This window comes from Leifsonia sp. Leaf336 (assembly GCF_001423695.1).
Taxonomy (GTDB): Bacteria; Actinomycetota; Actinomycetes; order Actinomycetales; family Microbacteriaceae; genus Leifsonia.
On sequence record NZ_LMOZ01000001.1, the window covers coordinates 1,767,067 to 1,791,928 of the forward strand.

Here is a 24,862-nt window from a genome sequence, read left to right on the forward strand (position 1 = left end):
GCATTCGAATGTATGTTCGATTTGCGAGGGAGGTGGCCATGACCGACATCGACGAAGCGGTCGACGTCTGGACGACGGAGGAGGGCGTTCCGACCCGTCTGGTCTGGCGCTCGACGCGCTACCGGGTGAGCGACACCCCGACCGTGTGGGCCGAGATCTGCGCCTGGTGGCGGCCGTTCGGCGAGCACCGTTACGGGGTCGGCACTCTGCCGCGGGAGATCGGCGGCTGGCGGTTCCAGGCCACCAGCGAGCGTGGTGTGGCGCACGTGTTCGACGTCCGCCACGACGCCGACGACCGCAGCTGGCATCTGGTGCGCATCTTCGACTGATCCGTCTCACGGGCGTATCCGCGACGTCGCGGGGAGCCTCCCTCGCGACCGGCGCGCGATCGCCTAACCTCTGTCCTCGTGATGGACGACGACCGCTACGGATCCGATGTGCTGGCGACCGACTGGAAGAACGCGGGTCGCAAAGCCGTTCCGACGGTGGAGGCCGTGCGCGACCTGGTGATCGAGGAGGCCTCCACCGGGTTCTGCGGCGCGATCGTACGGCTGGAGGCGCAGACCGTCGAGCTCGAGGACTACTTCGGCGCCAAGCGGGTGTTCCCCCTCGGCTCCTCCTTCCTGATCGACGGGGAGCCGGTACGGCTGGTCGTCCCGAGTCGAGCCCCCGCCGGACGCGGCCGTACGGCCTCCGGGTCGTTCGCTGTCGGGGAGCAGAAGGCGCGCGTCGCCCGCGCCAGCCGGATCTTCGTGGAGGGCCGGCACGACGCCGAACTGGTCGAGCGGGTCTGGGGCGACGACCTCCGGGTCGAGGGCGTCGTCGTGGAGTACCTGGAGGGCGTGGACGACCTGGACGCGATCGTGCGCGAGTTCGCCCCCGATCGTGAGCGGCGCATCGGCGTGCTCGTCGACCACCTGGTGCCCGGCTCGAAGGAGAGCCGCATCGCCGAGCAGGTCGCCCGCGGCCCGTTCGGCGCCCATGTGCTGGTCGTCGGGCATCCCTACATCGACATCTGGCAGGCCGTGAAGCCCGCCAGGGTCGGCCTGGAGGCCTGGCCGTCGATCCCGCGCTCGGTGCCGTGGAAGCACGGGATCTGCGCGGCGCTGGGCCTCCCCCATGAGACCCAGGCCGACATCGCACGGGCCTGGAAGCTCATCCTGGGCCGCGTGCGCACCTTCGCCGATCTGGAGCCGGAGCTGCTCGGCCGGGTGGAGCGACTGATCGACTTCGTGACCGAGCCGGCGTAGCCTCTGACGCACGGCGAGCCGCGCTGCCGAGGCTTGCCCGGGCACTCGCCCGGATACTCAAATACATTTGCGGTATTCGAACATGTGTTCGAAAATAAGTGTATGTCCCTGGCAGCTGCGCGCACCATCGCCGACCCGGCCCTCCCCGGGCCGGCCGCCGACCGCGCGCAGGTGCACGAGCTGCAGACGCGCATCCGCCAGATGCAGGCGACCAAGCTCGACGCGCGCCGGCTGGAGACGCATCCCGCCCTCGCCCCACTGCTGCCCGGCGGAGCGCTCAAAGCCGGCGCCGCCTACACGGTGCACGGCTCCACCACGCTGCTGATGGCGATGCTCGCCGGCCCGAGCGCGGCGGGAGCCTGGTGCGGCGTCGTCGGGATGCCCGACTTCGGGGCGGAGGCGGCAGGGCGGTTCGGCATCGACCTGGAGCGGCTCGTGCTGGTCCCCCATCCCGGGCCGCAGTGGCTGACGGTCACCGCGGCGATGGCGGACGTGCTCGGCGTCGTCGCGGTCGCGCCGCCCGAGCGGCCGGCGAACGGCGATGTGGCCCGGCTGAGCGCGCGATTGCGCCAGCGGGAGTCGACCCTCCTCGTCGCCGGCGACTGGCCGCAGCCCGAGGCGGCCCTCTCCGTCGTCCGCAGCGGCTGGGACGGTCTCGGCGCCGGCGCCGGCTACCTCTCGTCGCGCCGGGTGACCGTGGAGGCCGCCCCGCGCGGCGGCGCGGGCCCCCGCAGGCGCGCCGAGCTCTGGCTGCCCGCGCTCGACGAGACGTTCCGGGCCTCCGGCCCCACCCGCCTGGAGGCGGTGAGCTAGCGATGTCCCCCACGATGCGCCAGGTCACCCGCGCGATCGTGCTCTGGTGCCCCGACTGGCCGGTGATCGCCGCCCGGCAGCGTCTCGAGCTGCCCGCGGAGGTTCCGCTGGCGCTGGTCGAGAAGGGCATGGTGTTCGCCTGCTCCGCGGAGGCCAGGGCCGACGGCGTCAAGCGCGGCCTGCGCGTGCGCGAGGCGCAGTCGCGCTGCCCGCAGCTGGAGATCGTCCCCTACGACCCGGTGCTCGACGCCCGGGCCTTCGAGCCCGTGCTGACCGCGATCGAGGAGATCACCCCCGGCGTGCAGGCGGTGCGACCGGGCACCTGCATGCTGCGGTCGCGCGGCCCCGCGCGGTACTACGGGGGCGAGGAGGCCGCGGCGGCCGAGCTGCTGCGCCGCCTGGAGGAGCTGGCGGACGCTGCAGGGCTCGCCCTCGGCGACGTGCGCGCCGGCATCGCCGACGGGCCTTTCGCGGCCGAGCAGGCGGCGCGGTCGACCGGCGCCGACCGGGTGCGCATCGTGCCGGCCGGCGACTCCCCCGCCTTCCTGGCGCCTCTGCCGGTCGCCCAGCTGGGGCTCGTCGAGCTGACGCCGCTGCTGCGCCGGCTGGGCCTGCGCACGCTCGGCGACCTGGCCCGCCTCGACCGGGTGGATGTTCGGGAGCGGTTCGGAGAGCGCGGCGAGCACGCCCACGACCTGGCGAGCGGGATGGACGGCGCCGCGGTCGTCCCGCGTGTCCCGCCGAAGGTGCTCGACCGGGCGATCGAGTTCGAGCCTCCCCTCGACCGGGTCGACCAGGTGACCTTCGCCTTCCGCGCGACGGCGGAGCAGTTCGTGGCCGGTCTCACCAAGGCCGGCCTGGTCTGCACCTCGCTGCGCATCGAGGTGACCGACGAGGGCGGCAGGGTCAGCGACCGCACCTGGCTGCACCCCCGGCTGTTCTCGGCATCGGATGTCGTCGACCGGGTGCGCTGGCAGCTGCAGGGCGCCGGGTCGATCGAGTCCGGCCTGGCCTCGCCGATCAGCCGGGTGACGGTCGCCCCCGAGGCGGTCGACGACATCGGCCACCACGAGGACGGCCTGTGGGGAGGCGGCGCGGACGAGCGCATCCACCACGGGCTCACCCGGGTGCAGGGGATGCTCGGGCACGACGCCGTCCTCACGGCGACCATCGGCGGCGGCCGCGCGCTGTCCGACCGGCAGGTGCTCGTGCCGTGGGGCGACCGGCCGGTGGGCGTCGCCCGCTCCGACCGGCCGTGGCCCGGATCGCTGCCGGCGCCCGCGCCCTCCACGGTGTTCGAGATCCCGCGGCCGGTGGCGGTGCTGACGGAGTCCGGCGAGCCGGTGGAGGTCACCGACCGCGGCGACCTCACCGCCCCGATCGCGTCGTTCTCGCCCACCGGCGCCGCTCGGGATGCCCGGCCGGTCGACTCCTGGGCCGGACCGTGGCCGGTGCGCGAGCGCTGGTGGGACGCGACGCTCGCCCGCGCGATGCACCGCTTCCAGCTGGTGGACGCCGACGGCACCGCCTGGCTGCTCTCCCTCACCGGCACCGCCTGGTTCGCCGAGGCGAGGTACGACTGATGGGCTGGAACAACCCGCCCATCCCCTGGGCCGAGTTCGAGCGCCGGCTGAGCGGGCGGCGCACGAGCGAGCAGGAGCAGCCGGAGCGGCCGTCGTCGCGCAAGCGGCAGAAGTACGTGGCGCAGCCGATGCCGGAAGAGCCGGACGCCGGCCACGTCCCTTACGCCGAGCTGCACGCGCACAGCACTTTCAGCTTCCTCGACGGCGCCAGCGCACCCGAGGAGCTGCTGGAGGAGGCGACCCGGCTGCGGCTGCACGGCCTCGCGCTCACCGACCACGACGGCTTCTACGGCGTGGTGCGGCTCGCCGAGGCCGCGGAGGCCTACGACCGTGTGAAGACCGTGTTCGGCGCCGAGCTCTCGCTGTCGCTCAGCAGGCCGCAGAACGGCGAGGCCGACCCGGAGGGCAGCCACCTGGTCCTCCTCGCCCGGCAGCAGTCCGGGTACCACCGGCTGGCCTCCGCCATCACGGCCGGCCAGCTCGCCGGAGAAGAGAAGGGCCGGCCGCTGTACGACCTCCCCGAGCTCGCCGAGCAATCGGGCGGCGAGTGGATGGTGCTCACCGGCTGCCGCAAGGGCGACGTGCGCCTCGCGCTGGCCGAGCACGGCGAACGCGCCGCCGAACGGGAGGTCGCCCGGCTCGCCGAGCTGTTCGGCCACGACAACGTGCTGGTCGAGCTGATCGACCAGGGCGCGCCCCGCGACACCACCGACAACGACGTCCTCGCCCGGATCGCCGGCCGGCTGGGCCTGCCGGTGGTCGCCACCAACAACGTCCACTACGCCACGCCTGCCCAGTATCCGCTCGCGACGGCGATCTCGGCGGTGCGAGCCCGCCGGAGCCTCGACGAGATGGACGGCTGGCTGCCTGCCTCGGCGGCGGCGCACCTGCGCAGCGGCCGTGAGATGGCAGCGCGGTTCGCCCGCTACCCCGGCGCTGTGGAGCGCACCGCCGACATCGCGGACGACCTCGCCTTCCGGTTGCGCAGCGCCCGGCCGCGACTGCCCAAGCAGGAGGTGCCTCCCGGCCACACCCCGATGAGCTGGCTGCGCGAGCTCACCTGGCGCGGAGCCGCCGAGCGCTACCCCGACCTCGACCGCGACCCGGCCAAGCGGGAGCGCATCGAGCGCGAGCTCGACGTGATCGAGGCGAAGGACTTCCCTGGCTACTTCCTCATCGTCCACGACATCGTGAAGTTCGCCCGCGAGCGCGGCATCCTCTGCCAGGGGCGCGGCTCCGCGGCCAACTCGGCGGTCGTCTACCTGCTCGGGATCACCGCCGTCGACTCGATCAAGTACGACCTCCCGTTCGAACGGTTCCTGTCCTCCATGCGCGAGGAGGAGCCCGACATCGACGTCGACTTCGACTCCGACCGCCGCGAGGAGGTCATCCAGTACGTCTACGCCAAGTACGGCAGGCACAATGCTGCCCAGGTCGCCAACGTCATCACCTACCGCCCCAAGAACGCCGTGCGCGACATGGCGAAGGCGCTCGGCCACTCCACCGGGCAGCAGGACGCCTGGAGCAAGCAGATCGACTCCTGGAGCACGGTCACGACGACCGATGAGCACGACATCCCCGAGGCCGTCGTCGACCTGGCCCAGCAGGTGCTGAAGTTCCCGCGGCACCTCGGCATCCATTCGGGCGGGATGGTGCTCACCGACCGGCCCGTCGGCGAGGTCTGCCCGATCGAGCACGCGCGCATGGAGGGCCGCACCGTGCTGCAGTGGGACAAGGACGACTGCGCCTGGATGGGACTGGTGAAGTTCGACCTCCTCGGGCTCGGGATGCTCTCGGCGCTCGACTACGCGATGCGCACGATCGAGGCGTCGCTCGGTGAGGCCTGGACGCTGGACAGCATCCCGAAGGAGGAGGCGGGCGTCTACGACATGCTGTGCCGCGCCGACTCGATCGGGGTGTTCCAGGTGGAGAGCCGCGCGCAGATCGGCACGCTGCCGCGCCTGCAGCCGCGCAGCTTCTACGACCTCGTCATCGAGATCGCCCTCATCCGCCCCGGCCCCATCCAGGGCGGCGCCGTGCACCCCTACATCCGCCGCAAGCTCGGCAAAGAGGAGGTGACCTACCTGCACCCCGCGCTGGTGCCGGTGCTCGAGCGCACGATGGGCGTGCCGCTGTTCCAGGAGCAGCTGATGCAGATGGCCGTCGCGGTGGGCGACTGCACCGCCGAAGACGCCGACCTGCTGCGCCGGGCGATGGGCTCCAAGCGCGGCGTCGAGAAGATCGGCGCGCTGCGGGCCAAGCTCTACGAGGGCATGGCGCACAACGGGATCGTGGGCGCCGACGCCGACGCGATCTACGAGAAGATCGAGGCGTTCGCCAACTTCGGCTTCGCGGAGAGCCACGCGATCAGCTTCGCGCTGCTGGTCTACGTGAGCTCGTGGATGAAGCTGCACTACCCCGGCGCGTTCCTCGCGGCGCTGCTGCGCGCGCAGCCGATGGGGTTCTACTCACCGCGCACCCTCACCGCCGACGCGCGGAGGCACGGCGTGGTGGTGCGCAGGCCCGACATCCAGCTCTCCGGGGTGTTCCCGCTGCTGGAGGCGATCGACGAGGCGAGGCCGGGCCCGACGGGCACGGACCCGTGCCTCGAGCCCGACCAGCCCCCGGTCGGCGACTTCGACCGCTCCGTGCCGCTCGACTTCTCCGCGCACCGCCGCGACGCCGGTCACGCCGTGCGGCTGGGACTGGCGGGAGTGACCTCCATCGGCGAGACGCTCGCCGGGCGCATCGTGGCCGAGCGGGAGGCCTCCGGCCCGTACCGAGACCTGGGCGACCTCGCCCGACGCGTCGGTCTCACCGCGGCGCAGCTGGAGGCGCTCGCCGCGGCCGGCGCGTTCGAGGGCTTCGGCCTGAGCCCCCGCCAGGCGATCTGGGAGGCCGGCAACGCTGCTCAGGAGCGCCCCGAGTACCTCGCGGGCACGGCGATCACCGTCCAGCCTCCCCTGCTGCCGCTGCTCTCCCCCGCCGAGCAGCTCGCGAGCGACCTGTGGGCCACCGGGATCTCCCCCGACGATCACCCGATCCGGTTCCTGCGCCCGGGGCTCGCCGCGCGCGGGGTGCTGGCGGCGGACGCGCTCGCCGTCGCCGAGTCGGGGCGCCGCATCGAGGTCGGCGGCGTGGTCACGCACCGGCAACGGCCGGCCACCGCCGCCGGGGTGACCTTCCTCAACCTGGAGGACGAGACGGGCCTGGTGAACGTGATCTGCCCGGTCGGTGTGTGGAACCGCTACCGCCGGGTGGCCAGGCAGGCTCCTGCGATGATCGTGCGCGGCATCCTTGAGCGCAGCGAGGAGGGCGTGGTCAACGTGCTCGCCGACCGCCTGGAGCCCCTGGAGACCACTATCCGGACGGTGTCGCGGGACTTCCGTTGACGACCCGTCCGGAACGACGAAAGCGCCCTCGTCGCAGGGACGAGGGCGCTTTCGAATCGGGCTCAGGCCTGGTCGAGGACGGCCTGGAGCTCGAGGGTGATCACGACGTCGTCGCCGAGCAGCATGCCGCCGGTCTCGAGGGCCGCGTTGTAGGTGAGGCCGAAGTCCTCACGGTTCACCTTGGTCTTGGCGGTCGCGCCGGCCTTGTAGTTGCCGTACGGGTCCTGGCCGAAGCCGCCGAAGTCGAACTCGAAGGTGACGGGCTTGGTCACGCCCTTGATCGTGAGGTCGCCGTCGACGAGGAACTCGCCGTCCTCGTGACGCACGCCGGTCGACACGAAGTCGATCGTCGGGAACTCCTCGGCGAGGAAGAAGTCGCCGGTGCGCAGGTGCGCGTCGCGGTCGCTGTTCTTGGTGTTGATGGACGCGACGTGCGCCTTCGCGGAGACCTTCGACTCGAGCGGGTTCTCGGCGGTGACGAACGTGGCGTCGAAGTTCTCGAAGACGCCCTTGACCTTGCTGATCATGAGGTGACGGATGCTGAAGCCGACCTCGCTGTGCGCGGGGTCGATGGTCCAGGTGCCTGCCTTGTATCCGGGGATGTCGATGGTCATTCCGTTCTCCTTGCTGGAAGCTTGTGTGTCTGACGCTGTCAGATCCATGCAACTGCATACACGCGGAGGCTATTCCGGAAATCGGAAAAAAGTTGACGCGTCACCCTCTGGAGGCGATCGAGCCGCGCAGCTCCAGCAGTGCGCGAGCGTCCGCGTCGATCCGGGAGGCCGGGATGCGTCCGTCGTCCACAGCCGCGACCACCGCGTCGATGAGAGCGTCCGGATCGGTGTCCGCGCCCTGGATCATCAGCACCATCGTGTTGCCCGCCGCGATCGCGGCGACCGCATCCGCTCCGGCGTCCGCGTACTGCGGGAGACCGGTGTCCTGCAGCATGCGCAGGTCGTCGGTGATCGTGACGCCGTGGAAGCCGAGCTCGTCGACCAGGATGCGATGCCAGGTCGGCGACAGTGAGGCCGGCGCCGCGTCCACGCCGCTGTAGGCCAGGTGGCCGAACATGACGACTTCCGCCCCTGCTGCGATGCCGGCACGGAACGACGGCGCGTCCTGCGTCGCCCAGCGCGCGTGGTCGACGGCCGCCGTCGGCACGGTGCGGTGCGAGTCGGCCTCCGTCTCACCATGGCCGGGGAAGTGCTTCAGCGTGCTGAGCACCGTGCCGCGCTCCCCCGACACCGAGGCGGCCACCCGCGCGGCGGACGACGCCGGGTCGGTGCCGAGGATGCGGTCGGCGATGAACGAGTGCGGGTCCGCCGTCACATCGGCGATCGTGCCGAAGTTGAGGTTCACACCGACCTGCTTCAACAGTGCCGCCCGGGCGGCGAACGCTGCCCGCGTGGCCGCCGGCGGCTGCGCCCGCAGCGTCTCGGCCCCCGGTTGCCCGTCCCACGGCAGCCGGGTGACGTCACCGCCCTCCTCGTCGATCCCGACCAGGGGCGGCAGGCCGGGGTCGGAGGCACGCGTCGCGGCGGTCTCCGCGGCCAGGGCCTCCGGTGTGGCCGGGATGTTGTCGGGCATCAGGATCACGCCGCCGAGGCCGTAGCGCTCGACGAACTCCCGCAACACGGCCGGATCGGTTCCCGCGACGTGCAGCATGAACAGGCTCGCGACCTTCTGGCGCAGAGTGAGGTTGCGCAGCCGCTGATCGGCGGCGGCCGCGACCGGGTCGACGGTCGCCCTGGACGACGGCGAGTTCGTGGCCGGAGGACCGCCGCTCGCAGCGTCTCGAGGGTGCGCCGAGCCTTCTGCCGCGCACCCTGCGAGCGTCGAAGCGGCGATGAGGAGGGCGGCGGCGGTCATCCATCGGGCGCGGCGCATCGACCGATCGTACTCCGGCGTCCCTTGGCGACACCTTCGAACCTCCGCGGACGCGCGCAGGGCCGCCGGCGCTACGAGGCGCTCTGCTTCGCGGGGCCCGTCGAGCCCCGCACCACCAGCTCCGGTTCGAAGAACAACTCGTCGTGCAATGCCGAGTCGCTCGAGATCTGGCGCAGCAGGAGCTCGATGACCGTGCGTCCCATCGGCTCGATGGGCTGACGGATCGTGGTCAGCGGGGGCTCCGTGGTGTTCATGAGCGCCGAGTCGTCGTAGCCGACGACCGAGACGTCGCGCGGCACACTCAGTCCGGCTCGGCGGACGGCGCGGATCGCGCCGAGGGCCATCGGGTCGCTCGCGCACACGATGGCCGTCACCCCGGCGTTCAGGAGGCGGGTCGCGGCCGCCTGCCCGGCCTCCAGCGAGTACAGCGAATGGACGACCAGCTCGTCGTCGAACTCTCGACCTTCCTCGGCGAACAGCCGCCGTGCCTCGGCCAGCTTGCGCTGCGACGGCACATGGTCGCGTGGGCCCAGCAGCAGGCCGATGCGCTCGTGGCCGAGCGAGCGCAGATGACCGAGGGCCTGCGCGGTGGCGACGGAGTCGTCGCACGACACGGTCGCGAACCGGATCCCGTCGACCGGAGCGTTCACCAGCACCGTGGGCAGATGGAGGTCGGTCAGCCGCGCGTAGTGCTCGTGCGAGGCGCCCTCTTGAGCGTAGGCGCCGCCGACGAAGATCACTCCGGACACCTGCTGCTGCAGCAGCAGCTCGACGTAGTCGGCCTCCGATATCCCGCCGGCGGTCTGCATGCAGAGCACCGGTGTGTAGCCGTTCTGGGCGAGTGCGCCTCCGATGATCTCGGCGAACGCCGGGAAGATCGGGTTCTGCAGCTCCGGGAGGACGAGCCCGACCAACCGTGCCCGCTCGCCTCGCAGCTTGGTGGGGCGCTCGTAACCGAGCACGTCGAGCGCGGTGAGGACGGCTTGCCGCGTGGTGTCCGACACTCCCGGCTTGTCGTTGAGGACGCGGCTCACCGTCGCTTCGCTGACGCCCACCTTCCGGGCGACCTCCGCAAGACGTTTCGACATGCGAACAGTTTACGAAATTCTTTGCAGATCGACGCAAAACTCGTGTGCGATCTTCGGGTATGGCGTCGCATCGACCGCACCCGTGCACGGCTTACGATGGCGACATGGCGTCCAAGCCGATCTCGCTGCTGCTCGCCAGCCACCCTGGGCCGACCGTCGTCGTCACCGTGGTGGCGACCGTCCTCGGCATCGGACTCGGATACCCGCCCGGCCGTCTCGGCCTCCTGGCGCTCGCCATCCTGCTCGGTCAGCTCTCGATCGGCTGGTCGAACGACTGGCTCGACGCCGCGCGCGATCGGGAGGTCGCCCGCGCCGACAAGCCCGCCGCGCGCGGGGATATCCCGACACCGGTCGTGCGGGCGTCGGCCTTCGTCGCCCTCGTGCTGGCCCTGCTGGTCACGGCGCTGCTCGGACTCGGCGCGCTCCTCGCGCACGCGATCGCGCTGGCGGGCGGATGGGCGTACAACCTCGGCCTCAAGTCGACGGCGTTCTCGTTCGTGCCGTTCGCGGTGAGCTTCGGCCTCCTCCCGGCGATCGCGACCCTCGGCCAGGCTGTGCCGGCGTGGCCGGCGCCTTGGGTGCTCGCGGCCGGCGCCCTCCTCGGTGTCGCCGCGCACGTCACGAACGTGCTGCCCGATCTGGCCGATGACGCGCGGACCGGCATCCGTGGCCTCCCGCACCGGCTCGGCGCGAAAGCGAGCGGCCTGCTCGCGTTCGCGTGCCTCGCGGTCGCGACCACTCTCATCACCTTCGGCCCCGGCATCCCCGTGCGTCCGCTGCTGGTCGTCGGACTCGTCATCGGCCTCGCCGCGGTCGTCGCCGGAGTGGTGCTGCTGATCCGCAGGAGCCCGACCCGGTTGCTGATGCAGCTCATAATGACGTGCGCGATCGTCGACGTCGTGATGCTCGCCCTGGCGGGTCAGTCGATCGCCGTGGTCTGAATCGGCTCCGCTGCCGGCTCGTGGTTGCGGATCCCGATCGCCGAGACGACGCCGCCGACGATCAGGAGGCCCGCCGTCGCGAGCATCGCCCGGTGCATCCCGGCGACGTCGAGCTTCTGGCCGATCACGATGCCCGCCATGGCGACGGTGAGGAGGCCGGCGATGCGGGCCACGGCGTTGTTCACCGCGGACCCGATTCCCGCCTGGCCGGGGTGGATGGAGCCGAGGATCGCGCTGGTGAGCGGTGCGACCGTCATCGAGAGGCCGACGCCGAAGAGCAGCACGGCCGGCAGCAGCTGCGTCCAGTAGTTCACGTTCGTGCCCAGCATGAGCAGCCAGATGAAGCCCAACGAGGCCAGGATCGGCCCGAACGCCATGAAGAAGCGCGGACCGTACTTGCCGGCCAGGCCTCCGAAGAAGCTCGAGAGCAGCAGCATGCACAGCGTGGACGGAATGAAGACGAAGCCCGCGACGAACGCCGAGAAGCCCGCGACCTGCTGCAGGAACAGCGTGACCATCAAGGGGCCGAACGACAGCGCGCCGTAAACGAACGCGGTCGCGAGGTTGCCGACCCAGAAGTTGTGCACCGAGAACAGCCCGAGCGGGAGCATCGGCTGCTTCACGCGGGTCTCCGCGATGAAGAAGCCGACCAGGCAGAGCACACCCACCACGAACGGGATCCAGACCCGCGGGCTCCCCCATCCGTAGGTGCCCTGCTCGATGAGGGCGAACACCGTGCCCGCCAGGCCCACCGACCCGAGCACGGCGCCGATGATGTCGATCCGGCCTCCCATGCCCTTGTCCGTGTCGCCGAGCGTCAGCATGAGGACGAGCGTCACGGCGATCGGGATCACGTTGATGACGAACACCCACCGCCAGGACAGTGCGTCGACGAAGAACCCGCCGACGACCGGGCCGGCGATCATCGCGACTCCGGTCCAGGCGGTCCAGCGGCCGATCGCCTTCGCCTGAGCAGGTCCTTCGAAGCGCGAGATGATGATCGCGAGCGAGCTCGGGACGAGCAACGCGCCCGCGACGCCCTGCAGCGCCCGCGACAACACCAGGAAGACGCCGGTCGGCGCGAACGCGCACAGCAACGAGGTGATGGCGAAACCGACCAGGCCGACGTAGAGGATGCGCTTGCGTCCGAAGACGTCCGAGAGCGAACCGGCGATCAGGATCAGGGAGCCGAGCGTCACGAGGTAGGCGTCGACCACCCACTGCTGGAGCGGCAGCCCGCCGCCGAGCTCCTTGTCGATCGCGGGCAGAGCGACGTTGATGACCGCCCCGTCGAGGAAGGCGACGAAACTGGCGAGGATGGCGATGACGAGGACTCGGAGTTGCAGTGACGTCATCTTCTCCCCGGCCATGGACTCATTCAACGACCCGGCGCGCTTCGACGCAAGCATCGGCACGTGCAGGCGTAGCGTGGGACGCGTGGATCAGGGGCAACGCTCCGTGCCGCCGCCGAGCCGCCGCCGACTGTCGGCGACGGTGATCATGCGCGCCGGCTGGACGGGTGTGCTGCTCATCACGGCCGTCTTCCACGTCGTCCGCGGTGCGCCGGTCGACGCCGCCATCTACGCCCTCGGCGCCGTCGTCCTGATCTTCGACGCCTTCGGCTGGCTGCGCATTCCGCTCCGGATGCCACCCGATCGCGACACCGTCTCACGGAGGGTCATCGCAGGCACCCTGATCGCGGTGGCGTCGCTCACTCTGGGCGTCACGCGCCTCTACAGCCCGGCGGATACCGCCATCGTCGTGGGCCTCGGCGTCCTGCTGCTCCCGGTGGCCTGGGCCGACCGCGGCGGCGCGGCGCCCCAGCCCCTCTCCGCCGTGATCCGCCGCACCGCGGTCGCCTGGTCGATCGTGATCGTCTTCGGCTGCCTGTGGGAGATCGGGATCTTCTTCCTCGGTCGCGACCTCACCGGGAGCGAGAACGCCTTCCCGGCACTGTCCGACCTGCTCGACCCGCTGCTCGCGTGGCCGCATGCGCGGGTCGTCCTCGTGGCGTGCTGGCTTCTCGGAGGCTATGCCCTGCTGCGCAGGGGGCGACAGTCGTGAGGTGGGTGACCATCGGCGGTTTCGTCCTGTGCGGTCTGCTCATCGTCGCGCTCGTCGTGCAGTCGCACCGGAGGCCCGACCGGATCGCACCGGTCGGCACCCTCCTCGACAGGGTGATGACGGACCGCGCGGCGCGCTTCACCATCCTGCTGTTCTGGTGGTGGCTGGGCTGGCACTTCCTGGTGACCCCGCCGTCCTGAGCAGGAGCGGTCAGTTGTTTCCCTTGGTGCAGGTCTGCTGCGCCGCCGTCTGACCGGTGACGCTCGACGGCAGTTCGACCGGCCCGGACGTCGTCGACGGCGCCGGAGTCCCCGAGCCGGAATCGCCCGGTGCGGGGCTCGCAGAGTCGGAGGGTGTCGACGAGTCCGTCGGCGTCGGGGTGGCCGTTGCGGTCGGGTCCTCCGCCGCGCGGCCCGTGGTTCCGGTGAGCGCGACCGGTTGGTCGTTGACCAGTGCGTCGTTGACCGCCGAGGACGCGTTGTCGTCCGGGATCACGCGGTTGGGATTGTCCGGATCCGAGACCACCGGGTACTGCAGGAACACCATGTTCTGAAGCCCGGTGTCCTTGAGCGCGAGTGCGATCTGCACGAGAGTCGTCGGGTTCGTCAGCGTGTCCGACGGCGTGACGTTCTGTACCGCCGCCTTGGCCAACGCGTAGAGCGCCACCGGATTGGAGAGCACCCCTCCGCTCACGATCTTGCGGGCGAGCGCCGACAGGAAGACCTGCTGGTTCGAGATCCGGCCCAGGTCGCTGCCGTCGCCCACGCCGTGACGGCTCCGCAGGAACGACAGCGCCTCATCGCCGACCAGAGTGCTCTGCCCGGCGGGGAGGTCGAGCGGCGGGTTGGTGTAGTCGTCCGTCACCGGAGAGGCCAGGCAGACCTGGACCCCGCCGACCGCCGTCGACATCGCGCTCACGCCGTTGAAGTTGATCACGGCTCCGAACGGGATGGTGAGCCCTGTGAGCTTCTCCACGGTCAGCACGACGCAGGCCAGGCCGCCGCGCGAGAGGGCGGTGTTGAACTGAGCGTAGGAGGAGCCGCTCACGGTCCCGTTGCCGTCCGGCGCCGGGCAGGTCGGGATCCGCACCATCAGGTCCCGGGGGAAGCTCACGACCATCATGCTCTTGTGGTCCTGGGCGATGTGCAGCAGCATCGTGACGTCGTTGTTGCCCTCCCCCGTGCTGGCGTCCTGCTCGTCGGAGGAGTTGTAGACGCCGCCCAGCCCGCTCCGGGTGTCCGTGCCGGCCAGCAGCAGGTTCACTCCGCCCGCGATCGCGCCGACGTTCGGGATGTCCTGAGGGATGGCCGTGTGACCGGGCAGCGCCGCCAGGTGAACGCCCGGCTTGACCGAACGGGCCACGTCCCACACCGCGTACGCGGCCACGGAGACGCTGCTCACCAGGACGACGGCCACGACGCCCGCGAACAGCTTGACCGCCGAAATGCCGACCCGCCGCCGCGGCAGCCTGCCGTGCCGGACCGGCGCCGGTCCGCGCGCGCGCTGATGGCGGCGAGGCAGATCGGTCATGAGGGAACCCCCGGCGGTCGAATACGTGGCTGCCAGAATCCTAAACGATGGTGACTATTCGGAGGCTGCGGGGCGCGCACGGTCCGCGCACCCCGCATCGGCGGACAACTGAGCTGCGATCCCGACGCTGACGAAGCGGGCGTACTCCTCCAGCCCCCACCCGCCATCGACCACCAGCATCTCGTACAGCTGCGGCGAGCTGTGGACGAGCAGGACGTCGGTCGCGCGCTCGATGGAGACACCCGCGGGGAGGTGACCTCCGCTCGAGAGACGACGTGCGTTCTGTCGCATCCGACGACGCCGCTCATCGGCGAGCCCACGATCGAGTGCGGCGAGTTCGGCGTCGTGGCCGGCGGCCGCCTCCAGGAGCAGGAGGATGGGCGCCACGCGGGGAGCGACTTCGGCCGTGAGGCGTCCCCATCCATCGAGGAGCGTCTTCAGGTCGTCGGACGGAAGGGCATCCGAGCGCGTTTCGGCGGCCACGGGCCCGAGGCCGAGCAACGCGTGCTCGACCACCGCCCGAGTGAGCGCAGCCCGACCGGCGAACCGCTTGTAGACCGACTCGGCGGAGATTTCGCACGCCCCGGCGACGCCGGGAATGGTCAGACCGGCGTAACCGTCGCGGAGAAGGATCTCCCTGGCCTCCTCGAGGATGCGGAGGCGCACCTGCTCCGCCCGCGCGCGGCGGGCCTCCCCGTCATATTGCCGCTTGACGCCCGTCACCCTGCGCTCCATACTCGAATTAATAGTTACAGATGACTGTAACGAAATCGAGGCCGCAATGTCCAGAGCTGTCCATCCGTTCCTCCAGCGGCTCCAGGCCGCGACGAACCGCCACGATCTCGACGCCCTCGTCGACTGCTTCGCGCCGGACTACCGGAACGAGACACCCGTCCATCCGGGTCGCGATTTCGAAGGCACCGCACAGGTGCGCGACAACTGGACCCAGATCTTCGCCTTCGTCCCGGACATCGAGACGACCGTCGTCCGCGACGCTGTCGATGGCAACGCGATCTGGTCGGAGTGGGAGATGCGCGGCAGGCGTCTCGACGGGAGCCTCCATCTCATGCGTGGAGTGATCATCTTCACCCTCGAGGGAGATCGCGCCAACGCCGCTCGCTTCTATCTCGAGCCCGTCGACGATGCGGAGTCGACGGTCGGCCAAGCGGTGTCCGCCCAAGTGCACGCGGGCGATCCACGATGATCGTCGTCGTGGGCGGCAGTGGACTGCTCGGCCGGCTGGTGGTGGATCGCCTCCTCTCGCTCGAGGAGCGCGTGGTCGTCCTGGTGCGGGATGCCGATCGCGCCCGGTCGGCGCTCGGATCAGCCGTAGCCGTCGTGGGCGGTGACGTGCGCCGCCGCGAGGGACTGGCCGGCGCCGTTGCCGGAGCGGACTGCGTCATATCCGCCGTGCACGGCTTCCTCGGCGGGCGAGGCGCCGGCCCGATCGATGTCGACCACTGGGGCAACGTGAACCTCATCGACGCCGCCGGGGCGACCGGGGCGCGGTTCGTTCTGACGTCCGTCTGCGGCGCGGCGCCGGATCACCCCGTCGACCTCTTTCGGGCGAAGTACGCGGCGGAGCAGTACCTCCGGTCGAGCAGCACGCCCTGGACGATCGTCCGTGCGCCCGCGTACCTCGAGACCTGGCTCACCATCCTGGCCGAGACAGCGGGCTCATCCGGTCGCCCCGTCGTGTTCGGCCGCGGCGATCAGCCGATTCCCTTCGCGCGCGCCGCCGAGGTCGCCGATGTCGTGGTCGCCGCGGCGACCGACACGACTCTTCGTGGGCGGACCCTCGAGGTACACGGGGAACCGATGACGATGAACGGTCTCGCGCGAGAGCTGCAGGAGCAACGCGACTGGCACGGCTCCCTCCGTCACGTTCCGCGGCCGGTCCTGCGGGCTCTCGCCCTCGCCGCCGCACCCGTGAACCCGGCGTTCGCGCGCCAGAATCGTGCGGCGCTCGAGCTGGACACCCGCCGGGCACCATTGGTTTCCGCCCGTACCCTCTAGCTCCGGCGCCCACGTCGCTGTGCGAACGTCAGTCGGAGCTGCGACGGATCGCGAGCGCTGCCGTGTACCCGGCGCACGAGGCGCCCGTGTCGTCGCAGTGGTCGTACGGGCTGCCGTCGACGACGACGGCTGCGTCTCCCTCCGGGAACTCTGCGGGGACCGTCAGAGTGGCGGTGAACCTGCCGCTGGCGTCGACGGTGACGGTCTCCGCCGGGGACCGGTGCCGTGGCACCACGATGCTGAGCGTGTAGACGTGTCCGTCCTGGTAGCCGAGATCGCAATCCGCAGGCCCGCTCGACACGGTGACCGCCCCGCCCGGAGCGGCGATCGCGGGCGCGACGTGGAGCCGGGCCGGCAAGCACGTCCGCAGGGTGATCGCGCCGAAGCCGCTGCACCCGGACAGGACGGTCGCCACGGCCACGGCCACGGCCACCGCGAGCACGCCCGCACTCCCCCTCCGCCGCATTGTCCCTCCGCGCCGATCGTAGCGGCGGCGTCGGCGAGGGAGGAAGATGCGAACACCGATGAGGGTGCGCCGAGCACAGCAAAAAGCCCCGGCGGACCGGGGCTCTCGTGTTCGTTCGGTGGATCTGAGGGGACTCGAACCCCTGACCCCCTGCATGCCATGCAGGTGCGCTACCAGCTGCGCCACAGACCCGTATTCAGTTCATTCCGTGCTTCCCGAGGCTCCCCGGGCAACTCATTCAGCGTACTACACGCGAGCTGCGCAACGAAAATCGGACGCGCAGCCCGGGCGTGGCTACTCCGCGGTGTGCACCGGCAGCTCGAGCGGGAGCACCGGGCAGTCCTTCCACAGGCGCTCGAGCGCGTAGTACATGCGGTCCTCCTCGTGGAACACGTGCACGACGAGGTCGCCGAAGTCGAGCAGGATCCAGCGGCCCTCCGACTTGCCCTCGCGACGCAGCGTGCGCACGCCCGCGTCGTTGAGGCGATCCTCCACCTCGGAAGCGATCGCGATGACGTTGCGCTCCACCGAGCCGGAGACCAGCAGGAAGGCATCCGTCAACGGGAGCGGGCCCGACACGTCGAGCGCGACGAGATCGATGCCCCCCTTCGCGTCGGCGGCGGCTGCCGCGATCTGCAGGATGTCCCGGGCGTGCGGGGAGGCGGTCACAGAGAGTCCTTCATTGTAGAGCGAGACGACGTCGAGCGGGTCATCGGAAGACGCGTCATCAGAACACGTTGAGCACGTAGGCCGCGATCAGGAGACCGATCACGCCGACCGCGAGCACACCCGCCGTGACCATGAGCACGACCGGAAGCGTGTTGCCTCGCTTCTTCGGCGGCGCGATCACTCCACGCGTCGACGTGTGCGTGCTGATGGCACGCGAGGCGCGCACGGGCGCGACCTCGGAGGTGTTGAACTCGTTCTCCTCGCCGTCCAGCAGACGGTCGATGTCGGACGAGTCGATGCGGTCGTGGGCGCCCGTCGAACCGAGCGTGCGCGGGAGGTCGATCGAGCCCGTCACCAGGATCTCGCCCGTGCTGGTCAGCGGGCCGGTCGCGTCGGCCTGCGGGAGCGAAGGGAGGATCAGGGCGTTGGTCGTGGTGGCCGCCGTGGAGTGCCCGACGTTGCGGGACGTGATCGGCTCCGAGCCGTCCTCCAGCTCGGCCGCGGTCGACCAGTGCCCGGTCGGCGGCGTGAACGGGCGGCGCTCCTGCGCCGAGACGTCCTCGTCGGTGTCGCCGACCTCCACCGGCACCGGCTGAGCAGCCGGAGCGGCAGCAGGAGCGGCGGCCACGGGCGCCGACGCCGTGGGGGCGCCGAACGCCGTGAAGACGGACGTCGGGGACGAACTCACGTCGGTGTCGGGCGTCGACTCGGACGTGCGTGCACTCGGCGAAGCCGTGCGAGGCTCGGCCGGCGCCGCATCCGCGTCTTGCGTGAAGGTCACCGGGAACACCGGGTCGGCGATCGTCGGCGAGTGGTTCGCCTGCTGGTTCGCCGCCTGGGCCTGCAGCATCGCTCGCAGCTCGCGACGGGTCAGCGTGCGCTCCCCCGTCGACTCGCTCGCATCGTCGGAGTCCTGAGCCTCCGCACCGGCGAACGAGGCCGGGTTGGAAGCCGAAGCGGACACGACCGCCATCGGCTGCGTCACGGGCTCGGGCTTCGACGGATCGGGCGCCTGCCGGAACAGGTCGAACGCGGAGGCATCGGAGCCGGCGTCGGCATCAGCGCGCTGCGGGACGCTGAAGAGGAGGCTGTCGAAGCTGCCCGAGCCCGACGGCGACGACACGCCCGGCTCGGCGAACGCGGAGGCCGGAATCGCGGGCGACTCCTCGGCCTGCGCGGCTCCCGGAGTGGTCGACATCTCGGGGATCTGACCCGCAGGAGTCGTCTCGGAGGTACCTGCACGACGCGACGCTTGGCGCGCGGCGGTACGCTCGTTCTCCCTGGCCTGTCGCCGTGTCTGCGGCGGCTGGCTCGCTTCCGCTGGCTCTTCAGGCCAAGACGTCATGCCACGCTCCGATACAAGTGATGTTTGGAGATGTACTGGACCACCCCGTCGGGGACGAGGTACCAGACGGGGAATCCCCTGCTCACCCGGCTCCGGCAGTCGGTGGACGAGATCGCCAGGGCCGGAACTTCCAACAAGCTTACGTCTTGTTTCGGCAATCCAGAAATATTGAGGTCATGTCCCGGACGACTCACAGCCACGAAGTGCGCGAGCTTCCAGAGCTCGTCGATGTCGCGCCAGCTCAGGATCTGGGCGATCGCATCCGCACCGGTGATGAAGAACAGCTCGGCGTCCGGGCGCTCATCGCGAAGATCGCGCAGGGTGTCGATGGTGTACGTCGGCCCGACCCGGTCGACATCGACGCGGCTCACCGTGAACCGCGGGTTGGAGGCCGTCGCGATCACCGTCATGAGATAACGGTGCTCAGCGGGAGTGACCTCCCCCTTCTGCCAGGGCCGACCGGTCGGGACGAACACGACCTCGTCGAGGTCGAACGACTGCGCGACCTCGCTCGCGGCGACCAGGTGGCCGTGATGGATCGGATCGAACGTGCCGCCCATCACGCCGATGCGCGGGCGGCTCTTCTCGGTCAGCTCCATGCCGGGAGGCGGCTCAGTGCCCCTGGGTCGGGTGGCCGGTGCCGTGGTGCGTGGCACCCGGCGCGCCCGCGTGCGACGCGGCATCCGACGCCGACCGGTGGCTGTGGCGGTTCGCGACGTCGCGGTAGCTGAAGAGGACACCGAGCAGCGCCAGGAAGATGACGATGGCGATCGTGCCGTACGCCCAGGTGGGCATCGGCAGCTCGACGTGGGTCTCCGCTGCGGCGAGGATGGTCGTCAAGTGGGACATCGGTGGTGTTCCTTTCGGGGCGCTGTGGCGCGTGGCCGTTGTTCAGTCTAGTGGTCGGTCACCCGCGGATCTGGCCGGACCCGCGGACGATCCACTTGGTGCTCGTCAGCTCCGGCAGCCCCATCGGGCCGCGTGCGTGCAGCTTCTGGGTGGAGATGCCGACTTCGGCACCGAAGCCGAACTCTCCCCCGTCGGTGAACCGCGTCGACGCGTTGACCATCACGACTGCGGAGTCGACCTCCGCGAGGAAGCGGTCGGCGTTGCCGAGATCGTTCGTGACGATCGCTTCGGTGTGCTGGGTCGAATAGCGGCGGATGTGCGCGATCGCGGCGTCGAGGTCGTCGACGACCCGCACCGAGATGTCGAGGCTCATGTGCTCGGTGGCGTAGTCCTCGTCGGTCACCGGCACGCCGCCCGGGGCGTACGGCAGAGCCGTCTCGTCGGCGTGGATGGTGACCCCGGCCTCGGCGAGCGAGCCGAGCACGGCGGGGAGCAGTCGCTCGGCCGCCGCCCGGTGCACCAGCAGCGTCTCGACCGCATTGCACACGCTCGGACGCTGCACCTTGGCGTTGCGGACGATGTCGACCGACCAGTCTTCACGGGCGCTCTCGTCGAGCACGATGTGCACGACGCCGGCGCCGGTCTCGATGACCGGCACGCTCGACTGGGTCACCACGGTCTGGATGAGATCCGCGCTTCCGCGTGGGATCAGCACGTCGACCAGTCCACGCGCCCGCATCAGCTCGTTCGCCCCGTCGCGCCCGAACTCGTCGATGGTCTGGGCGGCGTCGGCCGGCAGACCGGCGCCGGCAAGGGCCTCCCTCACGACGCCGACCAGCACCTGGTTCGTGTTGAGTGCGGCCGTGCCTCCGCGGAGGACGACGGCATTGCCGCTCTTGATCGCGAGCGACGCGATGTCGATGGTGACGTTGGGACGCGCCTCGTAGATGGCCCCGACGACGCCGAACGGCACACGCGTCTGCGCGATCTTCACGCCGTTCGGGAGGTCGCTGCCGCGCACCACCTGGCCGACCGGGTCGGTCAGGCCCACGACCTCCAGCACCGCGTCCGCCAGGCTCTGGAGGCGCGCGGGCGTCAGCGTCAGACGGTCGAGGAGGCCGGCGGAGAGACCGTTCTCACGGCCGTTCGCGAGGTCGAGTTCGTTCGCCGCGAGGATGCTCTGCTCAGCAGCGAGGACGCCGGAGGCGATGGCGCGCAGAGCGGCGTTCTTCTGATCCGTCGTCGCCGTCGCGAGAGCCAGCGAGGAGGCCTTGGCCGCGGTGAGGCGATCGGTGAGCGAGACCGGGACGGCGATGGTCGAAGACATGGGTCAAGTCTAGGCCGTGGCGTCCGCCGGCCACCCGGCTCGGGCCGCCGCGATGTCGTCCGTGCTCGGCGCGGGCGCGAACCAGGTGCCGACGGGTTCCCCGCGCAGGGCGTCCGCGACGAGCGTCGTCGCGGTCAGGATCACCGCCGTGCCCTGCTCCGCCGCCTGGCGGGCAGCGGACACCTTGGTCAGCGCTCCCCCGGTGCCGACGCCGGAGAGGCCCGTCGACCCGATCACCACGCCGGCGAGCTCGTCGCCCCAGCCGACCACCTCGATGCGCTCCGCGCCCTCCTCCTGCGGAGGCTTGGTGTACAGCGCGTCGACATCGGAGAGGAGGACGAGCAGGTCGGCCTCCACCAGCAGCGCCACGAGCGCCGCGAGCCGGTCGTTGTCGCCGAAACGGATCTCATGGGTGGCGACGGTGTCGTTCTCGTTGACGATGGGGAGGATGCGCAGGTCGAGCAGTCGCTCCATCGCGCGCTTGGCATTGCTGCGGTGGGTGGGGTTCTCCATGTCGCCCGCGGTCAGCAGCACCTGGCCCGCGACGATCTCGTAGCGGTCGAGGCTGTCCTGGTAGCGGTAGATGAGGACGTTCTGGCCGACCGCGGCGGCGGCCTGCTGCGTCGCGAGGTCGGTCGGGCGTCCGTCGAGCGACAGGTACGGGATGCCGGTCGCGATGGCGCCGGAGGACACGAGGATGACCTGGGTCCCCCGGCCGTGCGCCTCGGCGAGGGCGTCGACGAGCGGGCCGATCTGCCCGGCGTTCTCGCCGCTGATCGAAGACGAGCCGACCTTCACGACGATCCGTCGGGCGGTCGGGACCTGGGCGCGCTCGTCGATCGTCATTCCCTGCCCGTCCCGCCTTCCGCCTCACTCCGGGAACCGGAGTCCTGGCCGTCGTAGTCGTCGTAGTCGTCGTCCTGCCAGAGGCCGGCCTCCTTCTCGCGGAGCAGTTCGGCGCGGGCCTCGGCCTTGCCGTCCATCCGGTCGAAGTACTCCTCGCGGCGCTGCGCCCTGGTCGGGCGGTGGCTCGCGTCGATGCGCACGTCGGTTCCACGCGGTGAGGCGATCAGCTCGGCGGTGGAGGTCAGCGTGGGCTCCCAGTCGAAGACCACGCCGTTGTCGCGGCCGATCACGACCGTGGACCCTGCGACCGCGCCGGCGGTGAACAGGCGGTCCTCGACGCCGAGCTTGGCGAGCCGGTCGGCGAGGTAGCCGACGGCCTCGTCGTTGGCGAAGTCGGTCTGGGCGACCCAGCGCTCGGGCTTGGCGCCCAGGATGCGGTACACCGGGCCGTCGGAGCCGCCCTCGACCTTCACGGTGAACCCGGAATCGTCGACGGCCTTCGGGCGGATCACGATCCGCGGGCGCACCTCGGCCTCGGCGGCCTCGGCCTTCCTAGCGTCCTCCACCAGCTCGGCGAGGGCGAACGAGAGCGCTCGGAGGCCCTCGTGGCTGACCGTGGAGATCTCGAACACGCGGTAGCCACGCGCCTCCAGGTCGGGACGGACGAAGTCGGCGAGTTCGCGGGCGTCGGGCACGTCGATCTTGTTGAGCGCGATCAGCTGCGGACGCTCCAGCAGCGGCACCTGGCCCTCGGGCACCGGATAGGCCGCGAGCTCGCCGAGGATGACCTCGAGGTCGGTCAGCGGGTCGCGCCCGGGCTCGAGGGTCGCGCAGTCGAGCACGTGCAGCAGCGCGGAGCAGCGCTCGACGTGCCGCAGGAACTCGAGGCCGAGGCCGCGACCTTCGCTCGCGCCTTCGATGAGACCAGGGACGTCGGCGACGGTGTAGCGCACGTCGCCGGCCTGCACCACGCCGAGGTTGGGGTGCAATGTCGTGAACGGGTAGTCGGCGATCTTCGGCTTTGCAGCAGACAGAGCGGCGATGAGGCTCGACTTGCCGGCCGACGGATAACCGACGAGCGCGACGTCGGCGACGGTCTTCAGCTCGAGGAGGACGTCGCCCTCCCAGCCGGGAGTGCCGAGGAGCGCGAAGCCCGGCGCCTTGCGCTTCGTCGTGGCGAGGGCCGCGTTGCCCAGGCCGCCGAGGCCGCCGGCGGCCGCGACGAAGCGCATGCCCGGCTCGTCCAGGTCGGCGAGCTCTTCGCCGTCGGCCGACTTGACGACGGTGCCGACGGGCACGGGGAGCTCCAACTCGCCGCCGGTGTGGCCGCTGCGGTGGTCGCCCATGCCGAAGCCGCCGTTGTCGCTCGAGCGGTGCGGGTGCCGGTGATAGCCCAGCAGCGTGGTGACCTGCGGGTCGGCGACGAGGACGATGTCGCCTCCATTGCCACCGTTGCCGCCGTCGGGGCCGGCCAGCGGCTTGAACTTCTCGCGACGGACCGAGACGCACCCGTTGCCGCCGTTCCCCGCGCGCAGGTGAAGCGTCACGCGGTCTACGAACGTGGCCATGGTGCTCCTCAGATCTAGGTGAAACGACGGATGGGCGGGCCGAAGCCCGCCCATCCGTGAAGTGCAGTCGTGGGTGAGGCTCAGGCCTCGACGGCCACGATGTTGACGACCTTGCGGCCGCCCTTGTTGCCGAACTCGACCGAGCCCGCCGCAAGGGCGAACAGGGTGTCGTCGCCACCACGGCCGACGTTGACGCCCGGGTGGAAGTGCGTGCCGCGCTGGCGGACCAGGATCTCGCCGGCGTTGACGGTCTGGCCGCCGAAGCGCTTCACGCCGAGGCGCTGCGCGTTGGAGTCACGACCGTTGCGAGTGGAGCTCGCGCCCTTTTTGTGTGCCATGTCTTCTTCTCCTCGAGAGGTTCTCTGTCGGCTACTTGATGCCGGTGATCTTGACGCGCGTGAGCTCCTGACGGTGGCCCTGGCGCTTCTTGTAGCCGGTCTTGTTCTTGAACTTCTGGATGACGATCTTCGGGCCGCGCAGGTCGCCGAGGACCTCGGCGGTCACCTTCACCTTGGCGAGGGACTTCGCGTCGGAGGTGATCTTGTCACCATCGACGAGCAGGACAGCGGCCAGCTCGACGTTGCCGTCCTTGTCGGCCTTGATGCGGTCCATCGTCACGATGGTGCCGACCTCGACCTTCTCCTGCCGGCCACCGGCGCGCACAACTGCGTAAACCACTTTCACGTACCTTTTCGTCGGGGAGCAGCTCCCGGCGAAGCCGTGGACCTGTCCTGCTCTTGTTTGTTCAGGGAGTTACTGGTGAGCTCTCGCCCATCGATGGCGACGGGTGGCTCTCAGAAAACCGCGGAGGTGCACCGGCCTACCGGCACACACCAACGGTCAACTTTACCCGACGTCACACGACCCGTCAATTCAGCGAGGGGGCGTCGAGACCGTCCGGCACCCTGGACGGGGCCGGTTCCTACAATCATTGTATGACGGTCCTGATCGATCCCCCGGCATGGCCCGCCCACGGCATGTTGTGGTCGCACCTGGTCAGCGATTCCTCGCTCGACGAGCTGCACGCGTTCGCCGCGGCGGCGGAGGTACCGGCGCGCGCGTTCGACCTGGACCATTACGACGTGCCCGACCGCCGTTACGACGAGCTCGTCGCCGCGGGAGCCGTGCCGGTCGACGGCAAAGAGCTGGTGACCCGGCTCATCGCCAGCGGCCTCCGCGTGCGCGCACGCGACCGCGTCCGCCGTCACTGAGGTGCGACGGCGGACGC

General features: G+C 70.6%; 27 protein-coding genes and 1 tRNA gene. 11 read left to right on the forward strand and 17 right to left on the reverse strand.

Features of this window, described 5'->3' with window-relative positions; genetic code table 11:
- Positions 1 to 38 precede the first annotated feature (38 nt).
- The 5 genes from ASF88_RS08485 to ASF88_RS08505 all read left to right on the forward strand — a co-directional run bounded on the left by ASF88_RS08485 (position 39) and on the right by ASF88_RS08505 (position 7,038).
- Entirely contained in the window at positions 39 to 329 is a 291-nt protein-coding gene (locus ASF88_RS08485; protein ID WP_055916332.1) for a DUF6504 family protein, read from the forward strand.
- 81 nt (positions 330 to 410) lie between these two features.
- Positions 411 to 1,250, forward strand: coding sequence for a DUF3097 domain-containing protein (locus tag ASF88_RS08490; RefSeq protein WP_055916334.1), 840 nt, complete (start codon positions 411 to 413; stop codon positions 1,248 to 1,250).
- A 102-nt stretch (positions 1,251 to 1,352) separates the two neighbouring features.
- Complete coding sequence (locus ASF88_RS08495) at positions 1,353 to 2,063, forward strand: hypothetical protein (protein ID WP_055916336.1); 711 nt, start codon at positions 1,353 to 1,355, stop codon at positions 2,061 to 2,063.
- 2 nt (positions 2,064 to 2,065) lie between these two features.
- On the forward strand, positions 2,066 to 3,646 hold the full coding sequence (locus tag ASF88_RS08500) for a DNA polymerase Y family protein (RefSeq protein WP_055916338.1): 1,581 nt from the start codon (positions 2,066 to 2,068) through the stop codon (positions 3,644 to 3,646).
- A complete protein-coding gene (locus ASF88_RS08505) occupies positions 3,646 to 7,038 on the forward strand; it encodes an error-prone DNA polymerase (protein WP_055916340.1) in 3,393 nt (1,130 codons plus the stop codon). The genes ASF88_RS08500 and ASF88_RS08505 overlap by 1 nt, the downstream gene beginning before the upstream one ends.
- A 62-nt stretch (positions 7,039 to 7,100) precedes the next feature.
- Here the strand turns inward: ASF88_RS08505 and ASF88_RS08510 are convergent, their stop codons facing one another.
- From ASF88_RS08510 to ASF88_RS08520, 3 genes are all read right to left on the reverse strand, one after another.
- Positions 7,101 to 7,652 carry a YceI family protein gene (locus tag ASF88_RS08510; RefSeq protein ID WP_055916342.1) on the reverse strand — a complete coding sequence of 184 codons (552 nt, stop codon included), beginning with the start codon at positions 7,650 to 7,652 and terminating at the stop codon, positions 7,101 to 7,103.
- Positions 7,653 to 7,752: 100 nt separating this feature from the next.
- Entirely contained in the window at positions 7,753 to 8,925 is a 1,173-nt protein-coding gene (locus ASF88_RS08515; protein ID WP_055916344.1) for a glycoside hydrolase family 3 N-terminal domain-containing protein, read from the reverse strand.
- Positions 8,926 to 8,996: 71 nt separating this feature from the next.
- Complete coding sequence (locus ASF88_RS08520; RefSeq protein ID WP_055916345.1) at positions 8,997 to 10,013, reverse strand: LacI family DNA-binding transcriptional regulator; 1,017 nt, start codon at positions 10,011 to 10,013, stop codon at positions 8,997 to 8,999.
- Between the two features lie 104 nt (positions 10,014 to 10,117).
- Here ASF88_RS08520 and ASF88_RS08525 point away from each other — a divergent pair, with 104 nt between their 5' ends.
- Positions 10,118 to 10,954 carry a UbiA family prenyltransferase gene (locus ASF88_RS08525; RefSeq protein ID WP_055916347.1) on the forward strand — a complete coding sequence of 279 codons (837 nt, stop codon included), beginning with the start codon at positions 10,118 to 10,120 and terminating at the stop codon, positions 10,952 to 10,954.
- On the opposite strand, the gene ASF88_RS08530 is transcribed toward ASF88_RS08525, so the two are convergent.
- A complete protein-coding gene (locus ASF88_RS08530) occupies positions 10,933 to 12,324 on the reverse strand; it encodes an MFS transporter (RefSeq protein ID WP_157498256.1) in 1,392 nt (463 codons plus the stop codon). The genes ASF88_RS08525 and ASF88_RS08530 overlap by 22 nt on opposite strands.
- A gap of 67 nt (positions 12,325 to 12,391) precedes the next feature.
- Between ASF88_RS08530 and ASF88_RS08535 the strand changes: the two genes are divergently transcribed.
- A complete protein-coding gene (locus tag ASF88_RS08535; protein WP_157498257.1) occupies positions 12,392 to 13,018 on the forward strand; it encodes a hypothetical protein in 627 nt (208 codons plus the stop codon).
- A gap of 5 nt (positions 13,019 to 13,023) precedes the next feature.
- Positions 13,024 to 13,218, forward strand: a complete 195-nt coding sequence (locus tag ASF88_RS08540; protein ID WP_157498258.1) for a DUF6186 family protein — start codon at positions 13,024 to 13,026, stop codon at positions 13,216 to 13,218.
- 10 nt (positions 13,219 to 13,228) lie between these two features.
- Here ASF88_RS08540 and ASF88_RS08545 read toward each other — a convergent pair whose 3' ends face one another.
- Both ASF88_RS08545 and ASF88_RS08550 read right to left on the reverse strand, forming a co-directional pair.
- Positions 13,229 to 14,548: an LCP family protein gene (locus tag ASF88_RS08545; RefSeq protein ID WP_055916356.1), complete on the reverse strand. Its 1,320-nt coding sequence runs from the start codon at positions 14,546 to 14,548 to the stop codon at positions 13,229 to 13,231.
- Between the two features lie 54 nt (positions 14,549 to 14,602).
- Complete coding sequence (locus ASF88_RS08550) at positions 14,603 to 15,283, reverse strand: TetR/AcrR family transcriptional regulator (RefSeq protein WP_082518810.1); 681 nt, start codon at positions 15,281 to 15,283, stop codon at positions 14,603 to 14,605.
- Between the two features lie 46 nt (positions 15,284 to 15,329).
- Here ASF88_RS08550 and ASF88_RS08555 point away from each other — a divergent pair, with 46 nt between their 5' ends.
- Positions 15,330 to 15,752, forward strand: coding sequence for a nuclear transport factor 2 family protein (locus ASF88_RS08555; protein WP_055916360.1), 423 nt, complete (start codon positions 15,330 to 15,332; stop codon positions 15,750 to 15,752).
- Positions 15,749 to 16,564 (forward strand): SDR family oxidoreductase, encoded by an 816-nt coding sequence (locus tag ASF88_RS08560; protein WP_055916362.1) that lies wholly within the window; start codon positions 15,749 to 15,751, stop codon positions 16,562 to 16,564. The genes ASF88_RS08555 and ASF88_RS08560 overlap by 4 nt, the downstream gene beginning before the upstream one ends.
- A 28-nt stretch (positions 16,565 to 16,592) precedes the next feature.
- Here the strand turns inward: ASF88_RS08560 and ASF88_RS08565 are convergent, their stop codons facing one another.
- From ASF88_RS08565 to rplU, 11 genes are all read right to left on the reverse strand, one after another.
- Positions 16,593 to 17,006 carry a hypothetical protein gene (locus tag ASF88_RS08565; protein ID WP_055916364.1) on the reverse strand — a complete coding sequence of 138 codons (414 nt, stop codon included), beginning with the start codon at positions 17,004 to 17,006 and terminating at the stop codon, positions 16,593 to 16,595.
- A 143-nt stretch (positions 17,007 to 17,149) separates the two neighbouring features.
- Positions 17,150 to 17,222: transfer RNA gene (locus ASF88_RS08570), tRNA-Ala, on the reverse strand.
- Positions 17,223 to 17,324: 102 nt separating this feature from the next.
- A complete protein-coding gene (gene rsfS / locus ASF88_RS08575) occupies positions 17,325 to 17,699 on the reverse strand; it encodes a ribosome silencing factor (protein ID WP_055916366.1) in 375 nt (124 codons plus the stop codon).
- A 58-nt stretch (positions 17,700 to 17,757) separates the two neighbouring features.
- The gene (locus ASF88_RS08580; protein ID WP_055916367.1) at positions 17,758 to 18,897 is read right to left on the reverse strand and encodes a hypothetical protein; all 1,140 of its coding nucleotides are present in this window, start codon (positions 18,895 to 18,897) and stop codon (positions 17,758 to 17,760) included.
- Between the two features lie 143 nt (positions 18,898 to 19,040).
- On the reverse strand, positions 19,041 to 19,643 hold the full coding sequence (nadD, locus tag ASF88_RS08585; RefSeq protein ID WP_055916369.1) for a nicotinate-nucleotide adenylyltransferase: 603 nt from the start codon (positions 19,641 to 19,643) through the stop codon (positions 19,041 to 19,043).
- Positions 19,644 to 19,656: 13 nt separating this feature from the next.
- A complete protein-coding gene (locus tag ASF88_RS08590; protein ID WP_055916371.1) occupies positions 19,657 to 19,893 on the reverse strand; it encodes a hypothetical protein in 237 nt (78 codons plus the stop codon).
- Between the two features lie 58 nt (positions 19,894 to 19,951).
- Positions 19,952 to 21,220, reverse strand: coding sequence for a glutamate-5-semialdehyde dehydrogenase (locus ASF88_RS08595; RefSeq protein WP_055916373.1), 1,269 nt, complete (start codon positions 21,218 to 21,220; stop codon positions 19,952 to 19,954).
- Positions 21,221 to 21,229: 9 nt separating this feature from the next.
- Positions 21,230 to 22,066 carry a glutamate 5-kinase gene (gene proB, locus ASF88_RS08600; RefSeq protein ID WP_055916375.1) on the reverse strand — a complete coding sequence of 279 codons (837 nt, stop codon included), beginning with the start codon at positions 22,064 to 22,066 and terminating at the stop codon, positions 21,230 to 21,232.
- Positions 22,063 to 23,634: a GTPase ObgE gene (obgE, locus tag ASF88_RS08605; protein WP_055916378.1), complete on the reverse strand. Its 1,572-nt coding sequence runs from the start codon at positions 23,632 to 23,634 to the stop codon at positions 22,063 to 22,065. The genes proB and obgE overlap by 4 nt, the downstream gene beginning before the upstream one ends.
- 80 nt (positions 23,635 to 23,714) lie before the next feature.
- A complete protein-coding gene (gene rpmA / locus ASF88_RS08610) occupies positions 23,715 to 23,972 on the reverse strand; it encodes a 50S ribosomal protein L27 (protein WP_055916380.1) in 258 nt (85 codons plus the stop codon).
- 31 nt (positions 23,973 to 24,003) lie between these two features.
- A complete protein-coding gene (rplU, locus tag ASF88_RS08615; RefSeq protein WP_055916382.1) occupies positions 24,004 to 24,312 on the reverse strand; it encodes a 50S ribosomal protein L21 in 309 nt (102 codons plus the stop codon).
- 257 nt (positions 24,313 to 24,569) lie between these two features.
- On the opposite strand from rplU, the gene ASF88_RS08620 reads away from it, so the two are divergent.
- On the forward strand, positions 24,570 to 24,845 hold the full coding sequence (locus ASF88_RS08620) for a DUF4031 domain-containing protein (protein ID WP_055916384.1): 276 nt from the start codon (positions 24,570 to 24,572) through the stop codon (positions 24,843 to 24,845).
- Positions 24,846 to 24,862: the final 17 nt, after the last annotated feature.

What these genes read in the sequence shown, in the direction of transcription:
- ASF88_RS08485 (WP_055916332.1), top strand. Translation starts at nt 39, where the DNA reads ATGACCGACATCGACGAAGCGGTCGACGTCTGGACGACGGAGGAGGGC.
- ASF88_RS08580 (WP_055916367.1), bottom strand. Translation starts at nt 18,897, where the DNA reads ATGTCGACCACTCCGGGAGCCGCGCAGGCCGAGGAGTCGCCCGCGATT.
- ASF88_RS08620 (WP_055916384.1), top strand. Translation starts at nt 24,570, where the DNA reads ATGACGGTCCTGATCGATCCCCCGGCATGGCCCGCCCACGGCATGTTG.
- ASF88_RS08545 (WP_055916356.1), bottom strand. Translation starts at nt 14,548, where the DNA reads ATGACCGATCTGCCTCGCCGCCATCAGCGCGCGCGCGGACCGGCGCCG.
- ASF88_RS08510 (WP_055916342.1), bottom strand. Translation starts at nt 7,652, where the DNA reads ATGACCATCGACATCCCCGGATACAAGGCAGGCACCTGGACCATCGAC.
- ASF88_RS08515 (WP_055916344.1), bottom strand. Translation starts at nt 8,925, where the DNA reads ATGCGCCGCGCCCGATGGATGACCGCCGCCGCCCTCCTCATCGCCGCT.
- ASF88_RS08525 (WP_055916347.1), top strand. Translation starts at nt 10,118, where the DNA reads ATGGCGTCCAAGCCGATCTCGCTGCTGCTCGCCAGCCACCCTGGGCCG.
- ASF88_RS08550 (WP_082518810.1), bottom strand. Translation starts at nt 15,283, where the DNA reads ATGGAGCGCAGGGTGACGGGCGTCAAGCGGCAATATGACGGGGAGGCC.
- ASF88_RS08595 (WP_055916373.1), bottom strand. Translation starts at nt 21,220, where the DNA reads ATGTCTTCGACCATCGCCGTCCCGGTCTCGCTCACCGATCGCCTCACC.
- ASF88_RS08560 (WP_055916362.1), top strand. Translation starts at nt 15,749, where the DNA reads ATGATCGTCGTCGTGGGCGGCAGTGGACTGCTCGGCCGGCTGGTGGTG.
- ASF88_RS08530 (WP_157498256.1), bottom strand. Translation starts at nt 12,324, where the DNA reads ATGGCCGGGGAGAAGATGACGTCACTGCAACTCCGAGTCCTCGTCATC.
- ASF88_RS08590 (WP_055916371.1), bottom strand. Translation starts at nt 19,893, where the DNA reads ATGTCCCACTTGACGACCATCCTCGCCGCAGCGGAGACCCACGTCGAG.
- ASF88_RS08520 (WP_055916345.1), bottom strand. Translation starts at nt 10,013, where the DNA reads ATGTCGAAACGTCTTGCGGAGGTCGCCCGGAAGGTGGGCGTCAGCGAA.
- ASF88_RS08505 (WP_055916340.1), top strand. Translation starts at nt 3,646, where the DNA reads ATGGGCTGGAACAACCCGCCCATCCCCTGGGCCGAGTTCGAGCGCCGG.
- ASF88_RS08495 (WP_055916336.1), top strand. Translation starts at nt 1,353, where the DNA reads ATGTCCCTGGCAGCTGCGCGCACCATCGCCGACCCGGCCCTCCCCGGG.
- ASF88_RS08490 (WP_055916334.1), top strand. Translation starts at nt 411, where the DNA reads ATGGACGACGACCGCTACGGATCCGATGTGCTGGCGACCGACTGGAAG.
- ASF88_RS08555 (WP_055916360.1), top strand. Translation starts at nt 15,330, where the DNA reads ATGTCCAGAGCTGTCCATCCGTTCCTCCAGCGGCTCCAGGCCGCGACG.
- rpmA (WP_055916380.1), bottom strand. Translation starts at nt 23,972, where the DNA reads ATGGCACACAAAAAGGGCGCGAGCTCCACTCGCAACGGTCGTGACTCC.
- ASF88_RS08500 (WP_055916338.1), top strand. Translation starts at nt 2,066, where the DNA reads ATGTCCCCCACGATGCGCCAGGTCACCCGCGCGATCGTGCTCTGGTGC.
- obgE (WP_055916378.1), bottom strand. Translation starts at nt 23,634, where the DNA reads ATGGCCACGTTCGTAGACCGCGTGACGCTTCACCTGCGCGCGGGGAAC.
- proB (WP_055916375.1), bottom strand. Translation starts at nt 22,066, where the DNA reads ATGACGATCGACGAGCGCGCCCAGGTCCCGACCGCCCGACGGATCGTC.
- nadD (WP_055916369.1), bottom strand. Translation starts at nt 19,643, where the DNA reads ATGGAGCTGACCGAGAAGAGCCGCCCGCGCATCGGCGTGATGGGCGGC.